Below are 22,208 nucleotides of genomic sequence, written 5' to 3' on the forward strand. Positions count from 1 at the left end.
CGATCGGCTTAAGGAATTTGAGACCCAATGTTAAAAGAAACGTTCACTGTGATGCGCGATTTACCAAGGGTGCGTGAGATTGTAGCGATTTTGATTCGTTATGGCCTTGGTAATTTAGTGCAAAAATTGGGCTTGAATAAAGGGATTGAGCGCGCTAGCGATGCTTTGCATTTACCTGGAGATCATGAAATTCAGTTAATGGATCCCTCGGTTCGCGTCCGCAAAGCACTAGAAGAATTGGGGCCGACCTTTATCAAACTCGGTCAAGTGCTGGCCACCCGTGTGGATATGTTTACACCAGAGTGGATTGCCGAGTTTGAGAAGCTGCAAAACGACGTTCCTCCGCTGGATTTTGCCGTGATTTTGCCAGAGTTGCAGCAGGTATTAGGTGCCGATCCACATGATATTTTTAAAGCACTCGATTCGCAGCCGATCGGCTCTGCATCGATTGCGCAAGTGCATCGTGCGCAGTTACAAGATGGTACTGAAGTCGTATTAAAAATCCGCCGTCCCGGAATTATTTCGAAGATTGAAGCTGATTTGAGGATTTTGCGACATATCGCCACATTAGCTGAATTTGAATTCCCCGATTTGCGCCGCTATCAACCGGTACGGATTGTGGATGAGTTTGCCAAGTCTTTACGCCGTGAACTGAATTTATCCACGGAAGCGCGCAATTTAGAGCGTTTTGTACAAAACTTTGCTGGTCACGATGAGATTGAGATTCCCAAAATTTGGTGGGAATGGACTGGTGAGAGTTTAAATGTTCAGAGTTACATTGGTGGTATTGCCGGTAATGATTTACAGGCGGCTGATGCGGCGGGGATGGATAGAAAAGTATTAGCTGCTCGCGGCGCAGATGCGGTGTTGAAAATGGTGCTGATTGATGGCTATTTTCACGCTGATCCGCATCCTGGCAATGTGAAGTATCTCGCAGGTAATCGCATCGCTTTTCTTGATTTTGGCATGGTTGGGCGATTACCGCATCCACGCCGGGATCAGATTGTGGATTTACTCGCGGCTTTATCGCAGCGCGATGAGCACGGCATTTTGAATGTATTGCTGGAGTGGACGGGCGATACGGTGGTGGATGAAGACAAGCTTGCCAGCGACATTGCCGACTTTATGTTCAATTACGAAAACCTACCGCTTAAAGACGTGCCGTTTGGCCATATGCTCAATGATGTTGCAGTGATGATGCGCGAGCATGAAATCACTTTGCCATCAGATTTGACGTTGCTGTTCAAGGCTTTGATTACTTTGGAAGGACTAGGCCGTCAGCTTGATCCGGAATTTAAAATGGTGCCGCATCTGACACCATTTGTGAAAGAAGTGATTTTGGAGCGTCTCAGTCCGAAAACTTGGCTCAAAAACGGCAAAGACAATTTATTTGAAGCGTTTGGCGTGTTGTCCGGTTTACCGCGTGATATTGGTAAGCTGATTAAACAAGCTCGGCGCGGCAATCTGAAAGTAGATTTAGACCTCAAAAGGCTCGATCGATTTGGTAATTTAATTGCCAAAAGTGCTAATCGCTTAACGATGGGTATTGTGACAGGGGCCTTGATTATTGGTTCGTCGATTGCGATGACAATAAAAACTGGACCAACGCTGTTTGGCATGCCTTTGCTGGGATTTCTGGGTTTTGTGTTGGCACTAATGAATGCGATTTGGCTGATGTTTGCAATCTGGATTTCGAGCAAGGATGAGCGTTAATTTGTCAGATAGGGTCTTAACACCTGTAACCAATAGCCTGTTTTGCTGTCTATTGCCAGGGTATGCGCCGGACTGCTAGAGGGTAAAACAGCTTGCTGGATATACTCAGGCACTTGCCGTTTGCCCAGTTTGGCCGCGGTTTGCCCATTAAAAGCAATTAACTGCAGGTCAGATAAAGATGCGCAGCGCTGCATAATTGGATTGAGTGTCGCTTGCTGAATCGCGGCATCCAGACTACCTTGCCGTTTTGCTTGTGCGACGACATCCCATAAACCGATCCTATGATCTTGCAGTATGTCGTAACGCTGTGCAAAAGGCAGTGTATTGAGCCCGATTTGTAATAATTGGCTCATAATCAGCCAAAAAGCATTTCGTGGATGGGCGTAATAATGCCCCGCATTCAGCGAGGCATCTCCGGGCAAACTACCTAAAATTAAAATCCGGCAATCGGTGCGCAGGATGGCGCCAAAACTACTTTTTTCCATTTGAGCTTAGGTGTTGCTTAAAATTGCAGCACCATCAAAACCTAAACGTAAACCACCCCAATGGCGTCCTGCCACCATAATCGGCACATCGATTTCAGTCATGATTTCGCCAGTGTCGCGCAGATAAGTTTGCAGCAAAAATCGTTCAGTATTTCTCGCTGCACGTAACCCTGCCGGATCATTGAAAATCCGTTGGTCACGGCTGTTGATCAAATCAACGGCCTTCTCGCCGGTTAAAGGCTTGGAGTACCAGCTATTATGAGTCGGTCCGTAGCCGTTGGTATCCACTGCCAAAGAGAAGCGCCCCCCTAAAGCCAGCTTGGCTAGCTCATCATAAATAGGCTGAATTTCTTGCACAAAATACTGGTTGTAGCTGGTTTTGTATTTTTGTGGCGCCGTTTGAGGGATGGCTTGATAGTTTTGATCGAACACATTCACGCCACGATTCATTAGTGCTTCAATTTTTTCGGCAACGCGATCGCGGTATTCACACACTTGAGTGATGGTTTGATCTAGTGCTCCTTGTCCCACGGTAAAGCGGCCAATCATTGCTTGCACTTTCTCTGCCGCTTCGGCGACGTCTTTTGATGATTGCGCGGAGCGATTCATTTTTTCGTTCACGCCGAGCGAGAGCTGATGAATTTCCGAAACATTTGCGTTGACCAGATTGTTGGAGACGGTAAATTCTTCCAGGGTCGCAGCAATTCCAGATAGCGCTTGTGCCGTCATTTCAAAATCGCTCATCAGTAGCGCAAACTGTTGCGATGCTTTATCAACCACTTCTTGCGTACGGTTGGCATCACTGGTGATCATCACGGTTTCGGATAAGGTTTCAGCCACTTGACCCAGCATACTATCGATATCGCCGGAAATTTCATCGGTGGCAACGCCTACTTTTTCCGCTAATTTGCGTACTTCATCGGCCACCACGGCAAAACCGCGCCCTTGCTCACCAGCCCGTGCCGCTTCGATGGCGGCATTGAGCGCCAGTAAATTAGTTTGCCCAGCAATTTCTTTGATGAGATCGACAATGGTTTTGATGCTGGCAGAGCGTTTATTTAGACCGTCTACGGTTTGATTGAAATTACCTATTTTCTGGGTAATGGCATTAATGCGGTTGGTGACATCTTGTAGTTCCGCATACGATTGTCTAGCCATTACTAAATTTTGCGCGGTTGTTTGCGAGATTTCGCCTGTCCGATTAGAAACTTGGTTAATGCCCTCAGTAGTGCTATTGCTGGCCTCGACGACCTTTCTTGCCAGTTGGTCTTGCTGGGTCGTGGCCGATGCTGAGTCTTTGATATCTTTTTGTGATTTCGCCGCTTCTAGCGCCATGCCTACGGTCATGGTTTGTACATTAGAAACAATATCGCGTTGCTTGCCTAAAAAGCGATTACAAGTCAGCGCGAGCTGGCTAATTTCGTCGGAGTAGGGGGCGGGGATGTTTTTGGATAAATCGCCCTCGTGGCTGGCAGCATCGTCAAATACTTGATTGATGAGCTGTATCGGTTTTGTGATCCAGAAATGGAAATAGGTTATTTGGATAAGACATAGCAAGCTTGTTAAAACGAGGCTAATCCAAGCATAACGTTTAAGCTGGCTGAGTTCATTTAAGATAACTTGAGCACTGCTATTGTCAACGTTGTTCAGTGCAGTTTGCAGGGTTGACTCGGCGCCATAGACCGCAATCAGCATGCAGACTGGAAAAAAAAAGAACAATCCAATGAATGCAAATTTACGGCCTAAGCTCGGAATAAAATTGCGCTCAAAGGATTTATGAAATTCGGCGATCATGCTCATGGTGCACCCGAGTATTTAGAATTCTTGTTATTGTTGTAGTTCTATTGCTTGCCAATCGGCAAGCATTACTCATGCTTAGTCACCAAATGCGAGCGCCAGATCATCGAGCGTTAAATGCCATTTTTTAAGCATTCGACTAAATACGGCTAGTTCTGCATCACAAATTTCTTGATCCGATTTGGCGATGTCGAGTGCTAAGGCTGCCAATTGCAAGCGCTTTTGAGGATCGTCGATGGTTTCAAGCAAATCATCAATACGCTGTTTGTCGATTAAACGAATTTGGCCGTTTTCATCGGCTTCATCAGTGATGTCATTGCAGTACGCTTGTAGAACTTGAATAAAACCTTTGCGGGTAATACCGATGATTTTATAAGCATCTAAATGTTCAAGTTCGTCGATTTCTTCAGGATCAAAGCTGCCATCACACATCATTTGCATGACTAAAATGCGCGCCATTGCTTCTGGGCTATTGTTTGGGTATTTCTTCATGACACTAGTGCTCCTGAGCTTACTAAAATTTGCCGGAAAGATTCGGGCAAACTGATTATTTTTCGTTTGGTATAGCTAAAACTGGCCATCGAGGTTTTTGCTTTAGCGATGGATCGATCTTGTGTAGTCACATCATAATAAAGTTCAAACCCAGCTCTGCTGATTTCGTCAACCGCTAGGCGAATATGCAACAGATCACCGTAAAATGCCTCATGTAAAAATACCAGTGATGCATCGCAGAGGATTAATCCTGCGCCGCCAAGGTCGAGTTCATTTTGAAAACCTAGGCTACGTAACCATTGAAGCCGTGCTTCGTGCAATAGACCTAATAGTGCATCATTAGCCAAATGATTGCCGTAATTAATATCGCTAATTCTGACCGCAATCTCGCACTCAAACAGCGTGCACGCTGGTAATTCAAGTTTAATCCGTGGCATAGTCGTATTAATTCAAAGTCTCTGATTTGAGTGTATGCTCGACACCCTTAAGCTGCAATAGTCTAGACTTAATTATCAATTCTGGAAGGAGCCTCATCATGTATCAGCGAATCTTAGTGCCAGTTGATCACAGTGATACCAGTGCAGCGGCTTTACAGGAGGCCAAGCGCCTTGCCAATGAGCAACATGCAGTGGTTCGTTTGGTGCATGTGATTGATTTGGCCCAATTTGCGTGGAGCGCCAATGAGTTTTTGGATGTGCCACAACTGCAAGCCTCTTTGCGCCAAGGAGGTCAGACTTTGCTCGATTCGCGTGCAGAGGAATTGCGCGAGGTGGGGTTGACGGTGGAGGTGGATTTGCTCGAAATTTGGGGTGGGCAAATTGCACGCTCTTTGGTAGATGAAGCCGAAAAATGGCAGGCTGAATTATTGGTGATGGGAACGCATGGCTATGGTGGATTAACGCATCTCTTACTTGGTAGTGTAGCTGAAGGCGTATTGCGGATTACCAAAACGCCGGTCTTATTGGTGCGAGCGCCTGAACATGGCGCTTGAAATACCAGTAGTGACACCGTTGCGCGTTGATGATCATTCGCGCGATATCGCTGGATTAACTTATGTGTATCCGGTGGTGTCGCGGCGCGCGGGTGGTGTATCGCTAGGGATTAATCTGAATCCGAATAATGCCTGTAATTGGCGCTGTGTGTATTGCCAGGTGCCTGATTTGCAGCGCGGCTCAGCGCCAGATACCCATGTTGAGCAGCTTGAACACGAGCTTAATTTGATGTTGCACGATATCGTACAGGGTGATTTTATGCAGCGCGCAGTGCCCGAGGGGGCACGCCGTTTGAATGATATTGCCTTTTCGGGTAACGGCGAACCGACGACATCAGCCCAGTTTTTAGCGTGCATTGAAGTGGTTGAGCGCGCCATTGCGCGTTTTGCTTTGCGTGAGCAAATTAAAACTGTGCTGATTACCAACGGCAGCCAAATGGATAAGGCTAGCGTTCAAGCAGGTTTGCAGAAAATGGCCACAATCAACGGTGAAGTCTGGTTTAAGATTGACCGTGCGCCGCAGGATGGTTTCGAGTTTGTAAATCAAATTAAGCTCAATCGTGAGCAAGTGGCGCGCCGTTTGGCGACCGCTGCGGCATTGTGTCCCACTTGGGTGCAAACCTGCATGTTTGCAGTGGATGGCGTGCTGCCTGATTCTGCCGAGGTGGAGGCTTATCTTGCTTTTTTGGCCGAACAAATAGCGCAGGGGGTGGTTTTGCAAGGCGTACTCTTGTACGGTTTGGCGCGACCCTCATTGCAAGCTGAAGCGCCACGGCTGACTGCTGCACCGTTGGCATGGATGCAGCAACTCGTTGCGCGGATTGAGGGCTTGGGTTTGGTTGTTAAGCTCAGCGCTTAAGCGCTGACTTGCGCTTGCTTTGCTTTTTGAATGAATTCGTGTAGTAATTCAGGGCGTTCACTGCGCAAGATTTCGAGCGCCCTGATTTCTTCTTTGCGTAAGCTCGCTAAATCAATCCCTTCAATGTGCACCACGCGTAATAGCTCGGCGACGGGCTTTGGCATATTGCGACCGCTTTCATAGCGAGAGCCGCCGCTTTGCGTAACGCCAATTTGGCTCCAGAAATCGTGTTGATTCATGCCAAGTTGTTTACGAATATCGCGAGGGCTTAGTTTTTTAGTCATGGAGGTGCTCCTGTCAAAGGGCGTGATGAGTTCAGTGCCAATCATCATATAAGCCGCGATTGATTGAGGCACGGCACTATTCCATGCGATTAATTGTGCTTTATTCCCTTTCGTAATCTAGCTAATTTTGTTAGGTATGCTGCTAGTGCCCTCGCTATTCAATATGGGTCGACTTATTTAGCGAGGGAGTAATGTATGTTGATCTAATTATTATTCTGTATGGCTTATTGGTGGATACCCATTCAAAAAGATTTGAAAATCGTCACGTTCTGCCGTCAGATCCGCAAAAATATCTGATAATGCCTGCAGGTTTTTTTGACCAAGTTGATCGCGAGACGCGAGCTGATCTGGCCAATCAATCTGCACGGGGCCTGCTAGACTGGCTGCCAAAAAATCATAGAGAGCATCTAAATTGCGACCGAAATCGACGGGCAATTCAACTTGTTCACCCAGTTGTTGATAGATATCTTGCAGTGATTGAATTTGCTCAAATCGAATATGGACTACTGGCATTGAGGAACCTCGGTGAAAGTAGCGTAATGATCAGTCGTGATGTAGCGAGTGCCATTAATTTGGTAGACCAATCGCTTGGCATTGCGTTTTTTGCCTTGATAGTCAAGATCGGCTTCAAAATAGCGCCCCGTTGGTAGGCGTTGTTCTCGATTGCCAAATCGGTCGCCGCCAATAGATTTACCGGGCGATGTACTCCACAAACTGTCACCGGGTTGCCAGCCCGCGCTTTGCGCTTGTTTTTTGGTGATGAATTGCTCGGGTAAGCGCTGCTTTTGATTGAGTGAATTGAGAATACGGGTCAATTCATCGGCGGATATCGGTTTTTGCTGCGCCATTGTTTGTGCGACCTGTTGACAGGTCGCAGCAAAATTTAGACCACTACAGAGTAAACCGAGGGTGAAAATGAAGGCTTTCATTCACTGCTCCTGTTGCATCGCTGCTGATTATCATTCAAGCATGAGAAATCGGTCAAAAGTTGCGATTGAGGTTGGGTAAATAGGGTATTGCGGGTTGTCGCAAAAGTGCTTCTGTGCTAACTTTGTCAGTTCCCTGATAGCCTTATTTGCGACGATATGATGGCTCAAACGCTTTACGACAAACTCTGGCAGTCTCACGTTGTGCATGAAGAAGCCGACGGCACTTGCTTGATCTATATTGATCGCCACTTGGTGCATGAAGTGACGAGCCCACAAGCTTTTGAAGGCTTGAAGTTGGCCAATCGTCAACCTTGGCGCAATTCTTCGGTGGTGGCGACGGCTGACCACAATACGCCAACTAATGAATGGGAAAAAGGGATTCAAGACCCTATTTCTCGTTTGCAAGTTGAAACCCTCGACGCGAACATTAAAGAATTTGGCGCGCTGGCTTATTTCCCGTTTAAAGACCTCCGTCAAGGCATCGTGCACGTAGTTGGTCCAGAAAATGGGGCGACTTTACCTGGCATGACTGTAGTGTGCGGCGATAGCCATACTTCAACGCATGGCGCATTTGCTGCGTTGGCACATGGTATTGGTACGTCGGAAGTTGAGCATGTACTCGCGACGCAAACTTTGGTGGCTAAAAAATCGAAATCAATGCTGGTACGCGTGGATGGTCAAGTTGGTCGTGGCATAACGGCGAAAGACATCGCTTTGGCGATTATCGGCAAAATTGGTACTGCGGGTGGTACGGGCTTCGCGATTGAGTTTGGCGGTGAAGCGATTCGCGCCTTGTCGATGGAAGGCCGGATGACTTTATGCAATATGGCCATTGAAGCCGGTGCGCGTGCTGGTATGGTCGCGGCTGATCAAAAAACCTTTGATTATCTGAAAGGCCGTCCTTTTGCACCGACCGATGCTCAGTGGGATGCCGCGGTAGAAAACTGGAAAAACCTTGTTTCTGACGAAGGTGCCGAGTTTGATTCGGTGGTGGTACTGAATGCTGCCGAGATCGAACCGCAAATCACTTGGGGTACATCACCAGAGCAAGTGCTCGGTGTCAGTGGCTCCGTGCCTGATCCTGCTAAAGAGTCTGACCCAACTAAGCAGGGTAGCTACACACGTGCCTTGCAATATATGGGCCTAGAAGCCAATACCCCTTTGGTCGATATTAAACTGGATAAAGTATTTATCGGCTCCTGTACCAATAGCCGGATCGAAGACTTGCGTGCGGCGGCGGGTGTAGTGAAAGGAAAGAAAAAAGCCGATAGCGTGAAATTGGTGCTGATCGTCCCAGGTTCTGGTTTGGTCAAAGCGCAAGCTGAGGCAGAAGGTTTGGATAAAATCTTTATTGAAGCCGGTTTTGAATGGCGTGAGCCAGGCTGTTCGATGTGCTTGGCGATGAATGCTGATCGTTTGGCGCCGGGTGAGCGTTGTGCATCAACGTCGAATAGAAATTTTGAAGGTCGCCAAGGGCAAGGTGGTCGTACGCATTTGGTGAGCCCTGAAATGGCCGCCGCTGCCGCGATTGCGGGGCATTTCGTTGACGTGCGTAATTTTGCTTGAGGATTAAACATGCTACGTTCATTACTGTTATGTAGTCTTGTACTCGCTCTGAGCGCCTGCAATACCATTTCAGGTATCGGGCAAGATATTAAAAAAGGTGGCGAAGCCATCGAAAAGGCGGCGAAATGAAAGCATTTACTGAGTTGGATGGTTTGGTTTGCGCGATGGATCGTGCGAATGTGGATACAGATGCGATCATTCCAAAGCAATTTTTAAAATCAATCAAACGCTCTGGTTTTGGCCCGAATTTATTTGACGAGTGGCGCTATCTCGATCATGGTGAACCTGGCATGGATAATAGCCAGCGCAAACTCAATCCTGAGTTCGAGTTGAATTTGCCACGCAATCAAGGCGCGCAAATCTTGCTGACTCGGGATAACTTTGGTTGTGGTTCATCGCGTGAGCATGCACCGTGGGCGATTGAAGATTATGGCTTTTGTGCGTTGATTGCGCCGAGTTTTGCCGATATCTTCTTTAATAATTGTTTCAAAAATGGTTTATTGCCGATCGTGCAACCTGCTGCCGTGATTGATCAATTATTTGAAGAAGCAAAAACCGAAGGTTATCGTTTAAATATTAATTTGCCAGCACAAACGATTACCACACCCAGTGGTCAAGTATTTCCGTTTGAAATCACTGAGCATCGCAAGCATTGCCTATTGAATGGCTTGGATGAAATTGGTTTGACATTAGCGCATAGCGACAAAATCAAAGCCTTTGAAGCCAAGCATCAAGCTGCTCAACCGTGGTTATTTGTGAAATAAGCAAAGTTTTCTTGCATCGTTGTCTCGCTTTGTCGTACGTTTTGTACTGTCTGCAGCTTCGACGCCTTGCCATAAAACTATTTGCAATAGCAATTAAATGAAACGGCCCGTTCATTTGGGCCGTTTTTTTAGACTGTATCAATATTATTGTCTGAATTTTGTCGTATTCTATTACGGTCGAATTCTACTATTGGAAACTACAAGCATGATTCTGCATAAATTCAAAAATTCAGCTGATTTAGACCGCGCAGCGGCGGACCTTATTATTTCTATGGTTCGTGCGAAACCGAACGCCGTTTTGGGTATGGCCACCGGCGGTACGCCTGTCGGTTTGTATCAAGAAATTGTAAAAACGTATAAAGCAGGCTTGGTGAGTTTTGCTAGCGCAAAAACTTTCAATCTGGATGAATACGTTGGTTTGCCAGTAACGCATCAAGAAAGCTATCGCAATTTTATGCAGCGCAATCTTTTTGATCATATCGATATCAAGCGTGAAAACACCCACGTGCCAGATGGCAATGCAACTGACGTTGATGCCGAGTGCCGCAACTACGATCGCATGATGTTTGAGCAAGGTCCAGTGGATTTGCAATTATTGGGGATTGGCGGCAACGGCCACATTGGTTTTAACGAGCCAGACACGCAATTGTCTCGTGGTACTTATAAAGTCACCTTGAAACAAGAAACTCGCGAAGCTAACAAGCGTTTCTTTAACCACATCGACGAAGTGCCAACGCACGCGGTTACGATGGGTATGGGCACGATTATGCAAGCCAAAGCCATTTTGCTGGTGGTGAAAGGCGCTGAAAAAGCAGCGATCTTGGATGCAACCTTGAATGGCCCAATCACTACGTTGGTGCCTGCGTCATTGCTGCAAACGCACCCACGCGTGATCGTGATGACCGATTGCGATGTTGATTATAAAGTATCGTTCTAAGCGAATGGTCTTGGCAAAAAGAGGGGCTCGCCCCTCTTTTTCTACATTTGCCGATTGTAAATATCTAGATGTATTAGGCTATGTTCAGATTAGGTGTTGATGCTGTGCCGCGATGGTTGAGCTGGGGGCTTAAAATCCCGTCTAAGCGCACCGAGTGAGGGAGGGAGACAAACAGTATTATCGTTTGGCTCACGACTGACCGAGGGCATCGGGGACCGATGCGCGCCCGGGTAGCCTTTCTTTGCTTACTTTCTTTGGCGAAGCAAAGAAAGTAAGTCCCCGTCGCGGATTGCGACTGTAAAACACGTGCCGTAGGCACTGAAAAATCATCAACATCAAATCTGAATATCGGGATGTATTAAATGGGTATTGCTCTGTGAGTCTTTATTTATATGACTTACTTTTATATACCTTTTCGTTGCTAAATAATAATTAACTGACTAAACCCACGAGAACATCATGAAAGTATTAATTCTGCCCGGCGATGGCATTGGTCCTGAAATCGTTGCACAAGCTAAAAAAGTGCTCGAAGTTTTAAAAAAAGACGGTTTGGATTTGGAATTGCAAGAAGCGCCTTTGGGCGGCGCTGCTTACGATCAGTACGGCTCGCCGTATCCTGAGTTTACGCAAAATTTAGCGCGTGCAGCTGATGCGATTTTGCTCGGCGCCGTTGGCGGCCCGCAATACGACAAACTCGATCGCCCGTTGCGTCCAGAGCGCGGCTTGCTGGCGATTCGCAAAGATTTGAATCTCTTTGCTAACCTTCGCCCAGCAATTTTGTACCCAGAATTGGCCAATGCTTCAACGCTGAAACCTGAAGTAGTCTCTGGTTTGGATATTTTGATTGTCCGTGAATTGACTGGCGACATTTATTTTGGTCAGCCACGCGGTATTCGCACCAACGAAGCCGGCGAGCGCGAAGGCTTCAACACCATGCTGTACGCTGAAAGCGAAATCCGCCGTATTGGTCACGTGGCGTTCCAAGCGGCGCAAAAACGCGGCAAAAAACTGTGCTCGGTCGACAAAGCCAATGTGTTAGAAACGACTGAGTTCTGGAAAGAGATCATGACTGATCTGGCCAAAGAATATCCCGATGTTGAACTCAGCCATATGTTGGTTGATAACGCGGCGATGCAATTGGTCAAAGCGCCAAAACAATTTGACGTGGTCGTAACGGGTAATATCTTTGGTGATATCTTGTCCGACGAAGCATCGATGTTGACGGGTTCTATCGGCATGTTGCCAAGCGCCTCACTCGATGTGAACAATAAAGGCTTATACGAACCTAGCCACGGTTCAGCACCCGATATCGCGGGTAAAGACGTGGCCAATCCTCTGGCAACGATTTTGTCAGTGGCAATGATGTTGCGTTATACCTTCAATAACGAAGCCGCTGCGCAACGAGTTGAAAATGCAGTGAAAAAAGTATTGGCCGATGGTTTACGGACCGCCGATATCTATGAAGAGGGCACTACCAAAGTATCGTGCTCTGCGATGGGCGCTGCGGTGGTCGCTGCGATGTAATCGTATTGAATACCGTTTGTCATAGCAAAAGAGGCTGGCATTGAAAGATGTCGGCCTTTTTTATTTTGGGCAGCTAAATTGAGGTATCAGTTTGATCGCTATGAGCAAAGGAGGGTATCGTGCAAGCTAAGCTAGTTTTAGTGATGAGCTGTTCTATGTTGGCTGGCCTAGCCAACGCCGAGACTGTAACACTCACTTTGCAGGAATATCCGCCGTATATGGGCGAGAAAATTCCTTATCAAGGCCTACTAACTCGGGCAGTGCTGGCGGTATTTGATTCACAAGGGATCGATGTGATTTTGAAATCAGTTCCCAACAATCGAGCGATTGAAGGAGCTCGCCGCGGCGCATATGACGGTAGTTTTGGCTGGGCTAAAAACCCCGATCGTGAGAAAGATTTGTTGTACACCAACCCTGTGATTTCATTACAAATGGTTTTTTGTCATCGCAGTAACCAAGCCTATCCGTGGAAAAAAATGGCCGATTTAGCGCCGCATGCGATTGGGATTACCACCGGTAATTATTATTCAGAAGATTTTACTCAGTTACAAACCAGCGGCGTGTTGAAAGTGGATGCGGCCGCCAGTGATCAAGCCAATTTCAAAAAACTCTTGGCGGGTCATATTGATTTGTTTCCGATTGATGCCGAAGTCGCGCCGTATTTAATGGCAATGCACCTGACTAAGGCGGAGCGCGCCAAAATTTCTTGCCAGAAAAAAGCCTATTGGGAAGCGCCGTTGCATGTGGTGTTTAATAAAAAAAATCCAAACGCTGAACGTTGGGTGGCGGCATTTAATGCGGGCTTGGCCAAATTGGAAAAATCGGGTCAATTGCAGCAATTATTTGCATTAACTCGTGAAGAAATCTACCAAAGTGCGCAAACCCCGTAAGTGGAGTTGGATTAGGAAATTTACCGAATAGTGAAACTCGTTTTATCTGCCTAGACCGAGTAAAATGCCCGATTCGCCGACGCGCCCTGTGGTGCGTTGGGCTGGTTTTTATATACTTGGAGTGGGTTTATGTCTAAAGCAATTTCAGTTGCTCTCGTTGGGGCCGATACCCCTGCATCGCAAGCGGTATTGGATGTGTTGGGTGAAATGCCTTTGGCCTTAACTGCACTTTACCCGTTGTCTGATGATGAAGATGCCAGCTCAGTAGAGTTACGCAATCAGAGCTTGCCGATGATTGACGTTGCGACATTTGATTGGAGCAAAGTCGATGCTGCACTCTTTGTCGGTGCGCCAGAGTTAGCCACACAGTACGCGCAGCTCGCTGCCGATGCAGGGGTTGCCGTCATCGATTTGACTGGGGCAACTGCAAGCAAAACGGGTAAACCACAGCGCGGTCAAGTGATTGGCTTGCCGCATGTATTGACTTCGATGATTTCTGCTCCGCTGGCTGCTTTGCAAAGCATTGCAAAAATTGATTTTGCGGCGGCAACTGCGATGGTTTCTGTATCAGAAGATGGCAAAGCTGCGATTGATGCGCTCGCGATGCAAACGCGGCAATTGTTTGCCCAGCAAGAGGTTGAATTGGCAGGGTATCCAAAACGTTTGGCGTTTAACGTGCTGCCGACGGCTTTACGCGGTGAAGAAGCACGGATCGCGCAAGAATTGGCGGCTGTAGGGGCGAAAGTCAATTGCTTGACGGTTAGCCGTGTTCCGGTCTTTTTTGGTCATGCGGTGAGTTTGAGTGTGCAACTGGCTGAGGCGGTGAGCTTGGAGAAAGTCGAGGCTGCTATCGCTGATACACCGACCTTGTACCATATGAAAGCAGAAGGAAGCGCTGGCATTGCGACGCCGCAAGACGCGATTGGTGGTGATAAAGTTTGGCTCAATCAATTGTCTGTTTCGAGTGATGGACGTTCGGTCAATCTATGGTTAGTGGCCGACAACGCCCGTTTGCCAGCACGTGCCGCAGTATTGTTGTTAGCCTTAATTTAAGGTATTGCCCTATAGCTATTGTTTAATATTGGCTTTATAGATATACCTGTGATAAAAAACCGAGCCATAGGCTCGGTTTTTTCATGTCGACAATTTGGTGCCGATGCAAATACATGTGCAATATTTCTCACACCTCACACCTCACACCTCACACCTCACACCTCACACCTCACACCTCACACCTCACACCTCAGAGTACTTCCGCTGCGTAATCTGCCAGACGTGAACGCTCGCCGCGCGTGAGCGTGATATGGCCGGAATGACTCCAACCTTTAAAGCGATCTACCACATAAGTTAGACCCGATGAGCCTTCGGTGAGGTAGGGCGTGTCGATCTGGCTGATATTGCCCAAACAGACGACCTTGGTACCAGGGCCGGCACGGGTGATCAGTGTTTTCATTTGTTTCGAGGTTAGATTTTGCGCCTCATCGATAATCAGGAATTTTTTCAGGAAAGTGCGCCCCCGCATGAAATTCAGTGATTTAACTTTAATCCGCGAGCGAATCAAATCGCGCGTGGCGGCGCGCCCCCAATCGCCGGCTTCGGCATCGGTTTGATTTAAAACATCCAGATTGTCTTCGAGTGCACCCATCCAAGGCATCATTTTTTCTTCCTCAGTGCCCGGCAAGAAGCCAATGTCTTCACCAACGGGAACGGTGACGCGGGTCATGATGATTTCGGTGTAGATCTTGCTTTCTAGCGTTTGTACTAAGCAGGCTGCGAGGGTGAGTAGCGTTTTACCCGTACCGGCTTGGCCGAGCAAGGAAACAAAATCAACGTCAGGATTCATCAATAAATTGAGTGCGAAATTTTGCTCCCGATTTCTGGCGGTAATCCCCCAGATGGCATTTTTGCTGTGGGTGTAATCTTTTAGGCTTTCAAACACGGCCGTTTTGCCATCAATATTGACGACGCGTGCTTGCAATGGCGTGTCACCCGCTTGGTAAAGCAGTTGGTTGACATAGAGCTCGGGTACATCTGGCCCTTTAATTTTCCAATAGCTGCGCCCGCCTTCTTGCCAGCTTTGCAAGTCTTTGCCGTTACGCTCCCAAAAGGCTTGGTCGATTTCGCGCATGCCGGTGTAGAGCAGGTCGGTGTCTTCGAGCACTTTGTCGTTAAAGTAGTCTTCGGCAGATAGACCTAAAGTGCGGGCTTTAATCCGCATATTGATGTCTTTGGAAACGAGAATAACTTCGCGTTTTGGAAACATCTGCTGCAGATGATGCAGTACGCCTAGGATTTGGTTGTCGGCTTTCCCCATCGGCAATTGGGTGGGTAGGGCACTGGTGATGGCTTCGGTTTGCAGGAATAAGTGCCCAGTTGCTTGGTCTTTGCTGCTTTTGCTCAGCGACACACCCTCGTGCAGGTTATGCTCCATGCCTGCGACGAGCTCCTCCATAAAGCGGCTGGCTTGTCGAGCATTGCGGGCTACTTCGGTCATCCCTTTTTTATTGGAGTCCAGCTCTTCCAAGGTCATCATCGGCACAAACACATCGTGCTCTTGAAAGCGAAAAATCGAGGTGGGGTCATGCATCAATACATTGGTATCCAGCACAAAAAGTTTGCTGTCACTAGGGGCTTTACGTTTACGGGCGGCCATGATGCACTCCTTGTTGTTAGTATTTAATGCAAAATAGCGGACGTTTTGTTGTGGCTGCGCTTGGATACATCGATAGATTCGCACAACAATCGGCCATCTATTTTTACGCGGTCTTTGGATTCAATAAAAAAGCGGCTGAAAGGCCGCTCGGTTGTTACTGCTGGGATTGCACAAAGCTGAGTACTTCTGCTGCATGATTTGGCACTTTAACGCCGCGCCATTCTTTTAGTATCTCGCCAGCAGCATTGATAACAAAGGTGCTGCGCTCGATACCTCTTACTTGTTTTCCATACATGTTTTTCAATTTCATCACCCCAAATGCTTCGCAAGCGACTTCATCAGGATCGGAAATCAATTCAAAAGGCAGCTGCAATTTAGCCTTGAAGTTTTCATGACTTTTTAATGAGTCACGGCTAATGCCGAAAATTTGGCAGTTAGCGGCTAAAAATTGCGGGTATAGATCACGGAAATCCCCGGTTTCAGTGGTGCAGCCGGGGGTGCTGTCTTTGGGGTAGAAATACAACACAAACATCGAGCCAGCCAATGCTGCGGTATCTAGGACGGTGTTGCCGGTGCCAGATAAGACCAGCGCTGGGCAAGGGGTTAAACTCATTAGGGGCTCCGAATCGTTGTTATTTAAGTCGCCTTAATTGATTGTCGACAATCTGCGGTAAATGGGCAAGGTTTGCTTTGTCACAAATCCAAAATCATTACAGGCTGTCATTCTCTGGTATTGCAGGCTTAGCGGGAGCAGCTAATACCGTTACAATACGGGAAGAATATTTACAGGCGTGTGACAATTGCGTTAACTACTTTAATATGAGCACAAATGCATTAGGTTCAAGGTGGAATCATTTATACTTTGCACCAAAGAGTGCTGCGCATACGGATCAGTCAGCTTCCCGTGCCTCAACCAAACGATAAAGAGTAGAGTGTAATGAGTATTAAATCAGATAAATGGATCCGCCGAATGGCGCAAGAGCACGGCATGATCGAGCCGTTTGTGCCGGGGCAGGTCAAAGAAGTCAACGGTGAGCGGATTGTGTCGTATGGTACATCCAGCTATGGTTACGACATCCGTTGTGCGGATGAGTTTAAAGTGTTCACCAACATCAATAGCACGATTGTTGACCCAAAAAATTTCGATGAAGGTAGTTTCGTCGATGTATCGGGTAAGGGTTACTGCATTATTCCGCCTAACTCGTTTGCACTGGCGCGCACGGTAGAATACTTCCGGATTCCGCGTAATGCACTTACGGTGTGTTTGGGCAAATCAACTTATGCGCGCTGCGGTATCATCGTCAACGTGACGCCTTTTGAGCCAGAGTGGGAAGGTTATGTGACGTTGGAGTTTTCGAATACTACGCCGTTGCCAGCGAAGATTTACGCTAACGAAGGTGTGGCCCAAGTGCTGTTTTTTGAAGCGGATGCGGATGATGTTTGCGAAACCAGCTACGGTGATCGTAATGGTAAATATCAAGGTCAAGTAGGCGTAACGCTGCCGCGCACTTAATTGCGGATTATTTTTGATTTAAAACAGGCTTCTTCGGAAGCCTGTTTGCTTTTGTCTATTTTATATTTCATAATTATATTATATATTTTTATATTTAATAAGGAGTTTAAGCATGACTGAAAGTTATCGTGAACTTGTGCAAGACATCAGCGGTAAATTACGTGAATTTGCCAAAGAAATACCGGAAACCCAACAAGGCTTTATGCAAATAGCTAAAGCCACGCACGGTGATGGTGCTTTGAGCAAAAAGCAAAAAGAATTAATGGCGATGAGTATTGCAATTGCCGCGCGCTGCCAAGGCTGCATTGGTTTTCATGCGCAGGCCTGCGTCAAATTGGGCGTGACACGCGCTGAATTTATGGAAATGCTACAAGTTGCGGTGTATATGGGCGGTGGCCCCAGCGTGATGACGGGCGCTGAGGCTTTGCTGGCGTATGAAGAGTTCGGTGGTGAAAAAGCACCAGTATAATTATCAAAGGGTATTTCATTGTATTCATTGATTAGTATAGCTTGCAATGAAATACCTATTGTTATTCTTGAGTGAGAAGTAGGGTGTTCACACCTCACTTTTTCTCTTTAAATTCACTCGCTGCGCGCAAAATGCCGCGCATGATGTCGAGTTCTTCGCGCTCCATTTGCGCGCGCACAAACAGTCGGCGTAGGCGCGGCATCAATCGTTTTGGCGCATTTGGTTTTAAAAAACCAATCGTAAGTAGTACTTCTTCCAAATGCTCAAAAAAGAGCTCTACTGCCTGATGTGGCGCACGCTCACGGTTTTCTTCCAAATAACGTACATCATCAAAATCATTTTCAAAGCAGGCGGTGCGTAGCTCGTACACCAGTACTTGCACCGCTTGTGATAAATTTAGGCTCGAATAATCAGGGTTGGTTGGGATCGTGACTCTGCGGTTGCATTGCTCAAGTTCGGCAATCGTTAAACCACTGGTTTCGGCGCCAAACACCAAGGCGACCGCGGCTCCCGTTCTTGCTGCTTGTACCAGCTCAGGCGCAAGCTGGCGCGGCGTTTGCAGCGGTTGCGACAGTTCGCGGCGGCGCGCGGTGAGCGCGACTTGTAGCGTCGTACCAACCAGCGCTTCCTCCATCGAGCTAACGACTTTGGCGTTCGCTAAAATATCGCGCGCGCTAGAGGCTAGCGCATCGGCTACTTCGGAAGGAAATTCTTTTGGATTGATCAGATAGAGTTGGGTGAGCCCCATGGTTTTCATCGCACGGGCGGTCGAGCCGATGTTGCCGGGGTGGCTAGTATGTGAGAGTACGACGCGGATATTCGAGAGGCAGGCGGTTTCAGTATTGGTCATCATGAGTCTTTCGCTGGGTGTGGCGGGTAAATCGAGCTGAATGTGGGTTAAATATCAAGTTTTAACTATTTGATTTGATTCTTTATTCATAATCGGGTTTATTAGTCCGTGCGAGACGGGTAGAATACGCAGCAACCATTTTGATCTTTTTTAATAGTGAGAAGTCATGCATCCAATGCTGAACACTGCGGTGCGCGCTGCGCGTCGCGCCGCCACCGTCATTCAACGTGCGTCGAATAATCTGGACCTAATTACACCTGAAAAAAAAGGTCACAACGATTTTGTGACTGAAGTTGATCGTGCTGCTGAACAAGCCATCATCGAAACGATTTTAGAAGCTTATCCGAATCATGCGATTTTAGCAGAGGAGTCGGGCAAGCGCGGTAATTCTGATTACGTTTGGATTATCGATCCGCTTGATGGTACGACTAATTTCTTGCATGGCTTCCCACAATACGCCATCTCAATCGCGCTGGAACACAAAGGCGTGATTACTCAAGCTGTGGTGTATGACCCCAATCGCAACGATTTGTTCACTGCGACGCGTGGTGTTGGCGCATTCTTGAATGACCGCCGCATCCGCGTATCGAAAGTGCGTGAATTGTCCGATGCGCTCGTCGGTACTGGTTTCCCGTACACCAAATTCAATAATCTAGAAAACTACCTGAATATTTTCCGCGATATGGCACAAAAAGCCGCCGGCGTTCGCCGTCCGGGCGCAGCGGCCTTGGATTTGGCTTATGTCGCTTGTGGTCGCTTTGATGGTTTCTTTGAGTTTGACTTGAAGCTGGTTGATATCGCTGCGGGTACGCTCTTGGTGCAAGAAGCCGGTGGTTTGGTGACGGATCTGAACGGCGAAGAAAAATTCCTTGAATCAGGTGACGTACTCTGCGGTACACCACGTGTATTTGGTCAAATGCTATCGGTAATTCGCGGTCATTTGAAATAATTGTTACTGTTTTGAAGAGTCAAAAAGCCGACTTTGTGTCGGCTTTTTTGTTGAGGGCTGAAATCGTCTCATAGCGGAATTGTATCCTTGAAGCGCAAAGTTATTGAACACGTCCCTTCATTGCTAGTTCAGCATATGATTTAAGGCTAGTTGGTATAAAAACTCTGCTTTTAAGCTTTGATGCAATCAGATTTTCGATTCTGTCCTCGCTTACGCTATACAAATGTCCAAGTCCATGAAGTGCACTTTCCACGCAAGCGGGATTGGCCAAGCTCATGCATTCTTCAAGAATATCAATCATTGCGTCGTATAGCTGCTGCTTGTTTTTTCTGTCACCTAAATATGCAATTGGGGAGATATCCCACAGCATATAACAGACTTGGTTTAAAGAATTGTCCGTCGTTTCATTTAGGTGTCCCAAGAATTCGGCGCACCTCACATCAAAGCAATCGCGGTAAAGGCAGTAGATGGACCTAATTAAGCGCATGCGACTCTCCAATGGAACGGAGTCACTTATAAGGCTGAAAGCAATGTCAGAATAGGAATTGTTAAAAACGAAGTCCAAAGCTGTGCTTATTTTTTCATTTGAATAACTAGCAAACTCCCGACCGCAATTTTCAAGCATGTATGCAGTCAAATCCACCAGCTCTGCATCTGTAGCGTCAAATGTTGAGATTTCGGATTCAGCACCTAAGCCCCAAAACGAATCAGCTGAAAAAGAAAAGATATAGCTAACCCATTCTTGATAACGAGCGGGTGGTTCTTTGGACTCTATAGCTATAGGTGCTCTTTTTCTCTTTCCCATGTTAAATCTCTCTAGCACCTGAACAATACAAATCAGTGTCTGCTCTTGTCTGAAAACGGTAATTCCAGTATCTCACTGTAGGCAATGAACTTGTTTGTGTTTCGCTATATACATCTCATTTTTTATTAAGGATCGCTTGGTAGATTTCCGGCTTAAAACCTACTTGCGTCTGGCTATCTGTGACTAATACTGGGCGTTTAATGACGGATGGATTGGCGATCATTACGATGATCGCGCTGTTTGCATCAATAACGCTGGCTTTAGTTGCGTCGTCCAATTTACGCCATGTGGTACCTTGTTTATTAATTAAAGGCTCCCATCCCATCGCTGTTATCCAGGCTTGGACTTGTTCGGCACTAAGACCTTTTTTTTTGAAATCATGCCACTCGTACTCAAAGCCATTCTCGGTCAGCCAGTTGCGGGCTTTTTTAACGGTGTCGCAGTTGGGGATGCCAAATAATTTCATATCAAACTCATTTAAAATAAAAATGGCGCGAGACAATTTGAGCGCCTCACGCCTCACGCCTCACGCCTCACGCCTCACGCCTCACGCCTCACGCCTCACGCCTCACGCTTAATGTAGCGATAAATCGAATGAGATGTCCGGTTCTGCTGGTTTGTTCTTAGCGGCATGGCGAGCGGCTTCCTGTTCTTCTACCGACTGTGCGTTATTGACCATCCACGAGAGATTGGTGGCCGAATCGGCGTTACGCAATGCTTCGTCCAGTTCAATTTCACCATCACGGTACATTCGATACAGTGATTGCTCGAAGGTTTGCGAGCCCTCAGATAGCGATTGCTCCATGGCTTCTTTGATCTCGGATAGCTCGCCGTTTTTGATCAATTCGGCAATCCGATTGGTGTTGAGCATCACTTCAACCGCTGGCTTGAGTTTGCCAGTGGTTTTGCAGCGCACTAGGCGCTGCGAAATGATGGCTTTGAGTGAGGTGGAGAGATCGTACAGCAGCGATTCGCGGGCTTCTTGTGGGTAAAAGTTCACAATCCGGCTCAGCGAGTGGTAGCTATTATTTGCGTGCAAGGTAGAGATACACAGATGACCGGCTTGGGCGTATTGCATCGCGTAGGTCATCGTGGCGCGGTCGCGAATTTCGCCAATCATCAATACATTGGGTGCTTCGCGCATCGCGTTACGCAATGCGTCATCGTAGCTGTGGGTGTCTGTGCCGACTTCGCGTTGGTTGACCAGCGATTTTTTGTGGCTGTAGATAAATTCAATCGGGTCTTCCATCGTCAGAATGTGTCCGCTGTGATTTTCGTTGCGATGCTCGAGCATTGCCGAAACGGTGGAGGATTTGCCTGAGCCAGTGGCACCGACGACGAGAATAATGCCGCGTTTTTCCATGACCAAATCTTTGAGAATTTCGGGCATGAAGAGTTCTTCGAGTGTATCGGCTTTCGGTTTAATAAAGCGTGCTACTAATGCAACAGTGCCACGGCTTTTAAATACATTAATCCGAAAATTACCAATTCCTGCGACGGGAAAAGCAAAGTTCATTTCAAGGTCGCGCTCAAAGTCGGCGACGCGAGTAGGGCCCATGAGTTGATAGGCGAGTTGCTTGACGTGATCCGCGCTGAGGATTTGATTGTTGACCGGATGGCAAGTGCCTTGAATTTTAATGACTATTGCCGAATCTGCGGCTAAAAACAGATCCGATGCGCTGCGCTCAGCCATGAGTTTAAAAAACGGCAATAGATTCATTGTTGATCCTTGGGGCGA

General features: G+C 47.3%; 26 protein-coding genes. 13 read left to right on the plus strand and 13 right to left on the minus strand.

Annotation, left to right across the window (positions count from 1 at the left end; genetic code table 11):
• Positions 1-27: 27 nt before the first annotated feature.
• Positions 28-1,713, plus strand: coding sequence for an ABC1 kinase family protein (locus GM173_RS01955; protein ID WP_203569639.1), 1,686 nt, complete (start codon positions 28-30; stop codon positions 1,711-1,713).
• Here the strand turns inward: GM173_RS01955 and GM173_RS01960 are convergent.
• The 4 genes from GM173_RS01960 to GM173_RS01975 all read right to left on the minus strand — a co-directional run bounded on the left by GM173_RS01960 (position 1,710) and on the right by GM173_RS01975 (position 4,924).
• Positions 1,710-2,198: a DNA-deoxyinosine glycosylase gene (locus tag GM173_RS01960; RefSeq protein WP_203569640.1), complete on the minus strand. Its 489-nt coding sequence runs from the start codon at positions 2,196-2,198 to the stop codon at positions 1,710-1,712. The genes GM173_RS01955 and GM173_RS01960 overlap by 4 nt on opposite strands.
• Positions 2,199-2,204: 6 nt before the next feature.
• Positions 2,205-3,998: a methyl-accepting chemotaxis protein gene (locus tag GM173_RS01965; RefSeq protein ID WP_203569641.1), complete on the minus strand. Its 1,794-nt coding sequence runs from the start codon at positions 3,996-3,998 to the stop codon at positions 2,205-2,207.
• Positions 3,999-4,073: 75 nt separating this feature from the next.
• On the minus strand, positions 4,074-4,487 hold the full coding sequence (locus tag GM173_RS01970; RefSeq protein ID WP_203569642.1) for a tellurite resistance TerB family protein: 414 nt from the start codon (positions 4,485-4,487) through the stop codon (positions 4,074-4,076).
• Positions 4,484-4,924 carry an acyl-CoA thioesterase gene (locus GM173_RS01975; protein WP_203569643.1) on the minus strand — a complete coding sequence of 147 codons (441 nt, stop codon included), beginning with the start codon at positions 4,922-4,924 and terminating at the stop codon, positions 4,484-4,486. The genes GM173_RS01970 and GM173_RS01975 overlap by 4 nt, the downstream gene beginning before the upstream one ends.
• 98 nt (positions 4,925-5,022) lie before the next feature.
• On the opposite strand from GM173_RS01975, the gene GM173_RS01980 reads away from it, so the two are divergent.
• On the plus strand, positions 5,023-5,478 hold the full coding sequence (locus GM173_RS01980; RefSeq protein ID WP_203569644.1) for a universal stress protein: 456 nt from the start codon (positions 5,023-5,025) through the stop codon (positions 5,476-5,478).
• Positions 5,468-6,337 (plus strand): radical SAM protein, encoded by an 870-nt coding sequence (locus GM173_RS01985; RefSeq protein WP_203569645.1) that lies wholly within the window; start codon positions 5,468-5,470, stop codon positions 6,335-6,337. Before GM173_RS01980 ends, GM173_RS01985 begins: the two co-directional genes overlap by 11 nt.
• Here the strand turns inward: GM173_RS01985 and GM173_RS01990 are convergent.
• From GM173_RS01990 to GM173_RS02000, 3 genes are all read right to left on the minus strand, one after another.
• Entirely contained in the window at positions 6,334-6,621 is a 288-nt protein-coding gene (locus tag GM173_RS01990; RefSeq protein WP_203569646.1) for a helix-turn-helix domain-containing protein, read from the minus strand. The genes GM173_RS01985 and GM173_RS01990 overlap by 4 nt on opposite strands.
• 210 nt (positions 6,622-6,831) lie before the next feature.
• Complete coding sequence (locus GM173_RS01995; protein ID WP_203569647.1) at positions 6,832-7,134, minus strand: barstar family protein; 303 nt, start codon at positions 7,132-7,134, stop codon at positions 6,832-6,834.
• Positions 7,125-7,550 (minus strand): ribonuclease domain-containing protein, encoded by a 426-nt coding sequence (locus GM173_RS02000; RefSeq protein ID WP_203569648.1) that lies wholly within the window; start codon positions 7,548-7,550, stop codon positions 7,125-7,127. The genes GM173_RS01995 and GM173_RS02000 overlap by 10 nt, the downstream gene beginning before the upstream one ends.
• A 156-nt stretch (positions 7,551-7,706) precedes the next feature.
• On the opposite strand from GM173_RS02000, the gene leuC reads away from it, so the two are divergent.
• The 7 genes from leuC (at position 7,707) to GM173_RS02035 (ending at position 14,284) form a co-directional block, all read left to right on the plus strand.
• On the plus strand, positions 7,707-9,116 hold the full coding sequence (gene leuC, locus GM173_RS02005) for a 3-isopropylmalate dehydratase large subunit (protein ID WP_203569649.1): 1,410 nt from the start codon (positions 7,707-7,709) through the stop codon (positions 9,114-9,116).
• Positions 9,117-9,125: 9 nt separating this feature from the next.
• Positions 9,126-9,245: an entericidin A/B family lipoprotein gene (locus GM173_RS02010; RefSeq protein ID WP_203569650.1), complete on the plus strand. Its 120-nt coding sequence runs from the start codon at positions 9,126-9,128 to the stop codon at positions 9,243-9,245.
• Positions 9,242-9,880, plus strand: a complete 639-nt coding sequence (gene leuD, locus GM173_RS02015) for a 3-isopropylmalate dehydratase small subunit (RefSeq protein ID WP_203569651.1) — start codon at positions 9,242-9,244, stop codon at positions 9,878-9,880. Before GM173_RS02010 ends, leuD begins: the two co-directional genes overlap by 4 nt.
• 205 nt (positions 9,881-10,085) lie before the next feature.
• Entirely contained in the window at positions 10,086-10,817 is a 732-nt protein-coding gene (nagB, locus tag GM173_RS02020; protein WP_203569652.1) for a glucosamine-6-phosphate deaminase, read from the plus strand.
• A 459-nt stretch (positions 10,818-11,276) separates the two neighbouring features.
• A complete protein-coding gene (leuB, locus tag GM173_RS02025; protein WP_203569653.1) occupies positions 11,277-12,341 on the plus strand; it encodes a 3-isopropylmalate dehydrogenase in 1,065 nt (354 codons plus the stop codon).
• Between the two features lie 119 nt (positions 12,342-12,460).
• The gene (locus GM173_RS02030; RefSeq protein WP_203569654.1) at positions 12,461-13,231 is read left to right on the plus strand and encodes a substrate-binding periplasmic protein; all 771 of its coding nucleotides are present in this window, start codon (positions 12,461-12,463) and stop codon (positions 13,229-13,231) included.
• A 129-nt stretch (positions 13,232-13,360) separates the two neighbouring features.
• Entirely contained in the window at positions 13,361-14,284 is a 924-nt protein-coding gene (locus tag GM173_RS02035) for an Asd/ArgC dimerization domain-containing protein (protein ID WP_203569655.1), read from the plus strand.
• A gap of 190 nt (positions 14,285-14,474) precedes the next feature.
• Here GM173_RS02035 and GM173_RS02040 read toward each other — a convergent pair whose 3' ends face one another.
• Together GM173_RS02040 and GM173_RS02045 are read right to left on the minus strand one after the other, a co-directional pair.
• Positions 14,475-15,884, minus strand: coding sequence for a PhoH family protein (locus GM173_RS02040; protein ID WP_203569656.1), 1,410 nt, complete (start codon positions 15,882-15,884; stop codon positions 14,475-14,477).
• 154 nt (positions 15,885-16,038) lie between these two features.
• Positions 16,039-16,497 (minus strand): peroxiredoxin, encoded by a 459-nt coding sequence (locus GM173_RS02045; protein WP_203569657.1) that lies wholly within the window; start codon positions 16,495-16,497, stop codon positions 16,039-16,041.
• Between the two features lie 324 nt (positions 16,498-16,821).
• Between GM173_RS02045 and dcd the strand changes: the two genes are divergently transcribed.
• Positions 16,822-17,397, plus strand: a complete 576-nt coding sequence (dcd, locus tag GM173_RS02050; protein WP_203569658.1) for a dCTP deaminase — start codon at positions 16,822-16,824, stop codon at positions 17,395-17,397.
• Positions 17,398-17,509: 112 nt separating this feature from the next.
• Complete coding sequence (locus GM173_RS02055; RefSeq protein ID WP_203569659.1) at positions 17,510-17,866, plus strand: carboxymuconolactone decarboxylase family protein; 357 nt, start codon at positions 17,510-17,512, stop codon at positions 17,864-17,866.
• Between the two features lie 94 nt (positions 17,867-17,960).
• Here the strand turns inward: GM173_RS02055 and GM173_RS02060 are convergent, their stop codons facing one another.
• Positions 17,961-18,719 carry an RNA methyltransferase gene (locus GM173_RS02060; protein WP_203569660.1) on the minus strand — a complete coding sequence of 253 codons (759 nt, stop codon included), beginning with the start codon at positions 18,717-18,719 and terminating at the stop codon, positions 17,961-17,963.
• 163 nt (positions 18,720-18,882) lie between these two features.
• Here GM173_RS02060 and GM173_RS02065 point away from each other — a divergent pair, with 163 nt between their 5' ends.
• Positions 18,883-19,665, plus strand: coding sequence for an inositol monophosphatase family protein (locus GM173_RS02065; RefSeq protein ID WP_203569661.1), 783 nt, complete (start codon positions 18,883-18,885; stop codon positions 19,663-19,665).
• Between the two features lie 100 nt (positions 19,666-19,765).
• Here the strand turns inward: GM173_RS02065 and GM173_RS02070 are convergent, their stop codons facing one another.
• The 3 genes from GM173_RS02070 to GM173_RS02080 all read right to left on the minus strand — a co-directional run bounded on the left by GM173_RS02070 (position 19,766) and on the right by GM173_RS02080 (position 22,190).
• Entirely contained in the window at positions 19,766-20,470 is a 705-nt protein-coding gene (locus tag GM173_RS02070) for a hypothetical protein (RefSeq protein WP_203569662.1), read from the minus strand.
• Positions 20,471-20,585: 115 nt separating this feature from the next.
• Positions 20,586-20,972, minus strand: a complete 387-nt coding sequence (locus GM173_RS02075; RefSeq protein ID WP_308439566.1) for an ArsC family reductase — start codon at positions 20,970-20,972, stop codon at positions 20,586-20,588.
• A 72-nt stretch (positions 20,973-21,044) separates the two neighbouring features.
• On the minus strand, positions 21,045-22,190 hold the full coding sequence (locus tag GM173_RS02080; RefSeq protein ID WP_203569663.1) for a PilT/PilU family type 4a pilus ATPase: 1,146 nt from the start codon (positions 22,188-22,190) through the stop codon (positions 21,045-21,047).
• Between the last annotated feature and the right edge of the window lie 18 nt (positions 22,191-22,208).

It is taken from the genome of Deefgea chitinilytica (assembly GCF_016881405.1).
GTDB classification, from domain to species: domain Bacteria; phylum Pseudomonadota; class Gammaproteobacteria; order Burkholderiales; family Chitinibacteraceae; genus Deefgea; species Deefgea chitinilytica.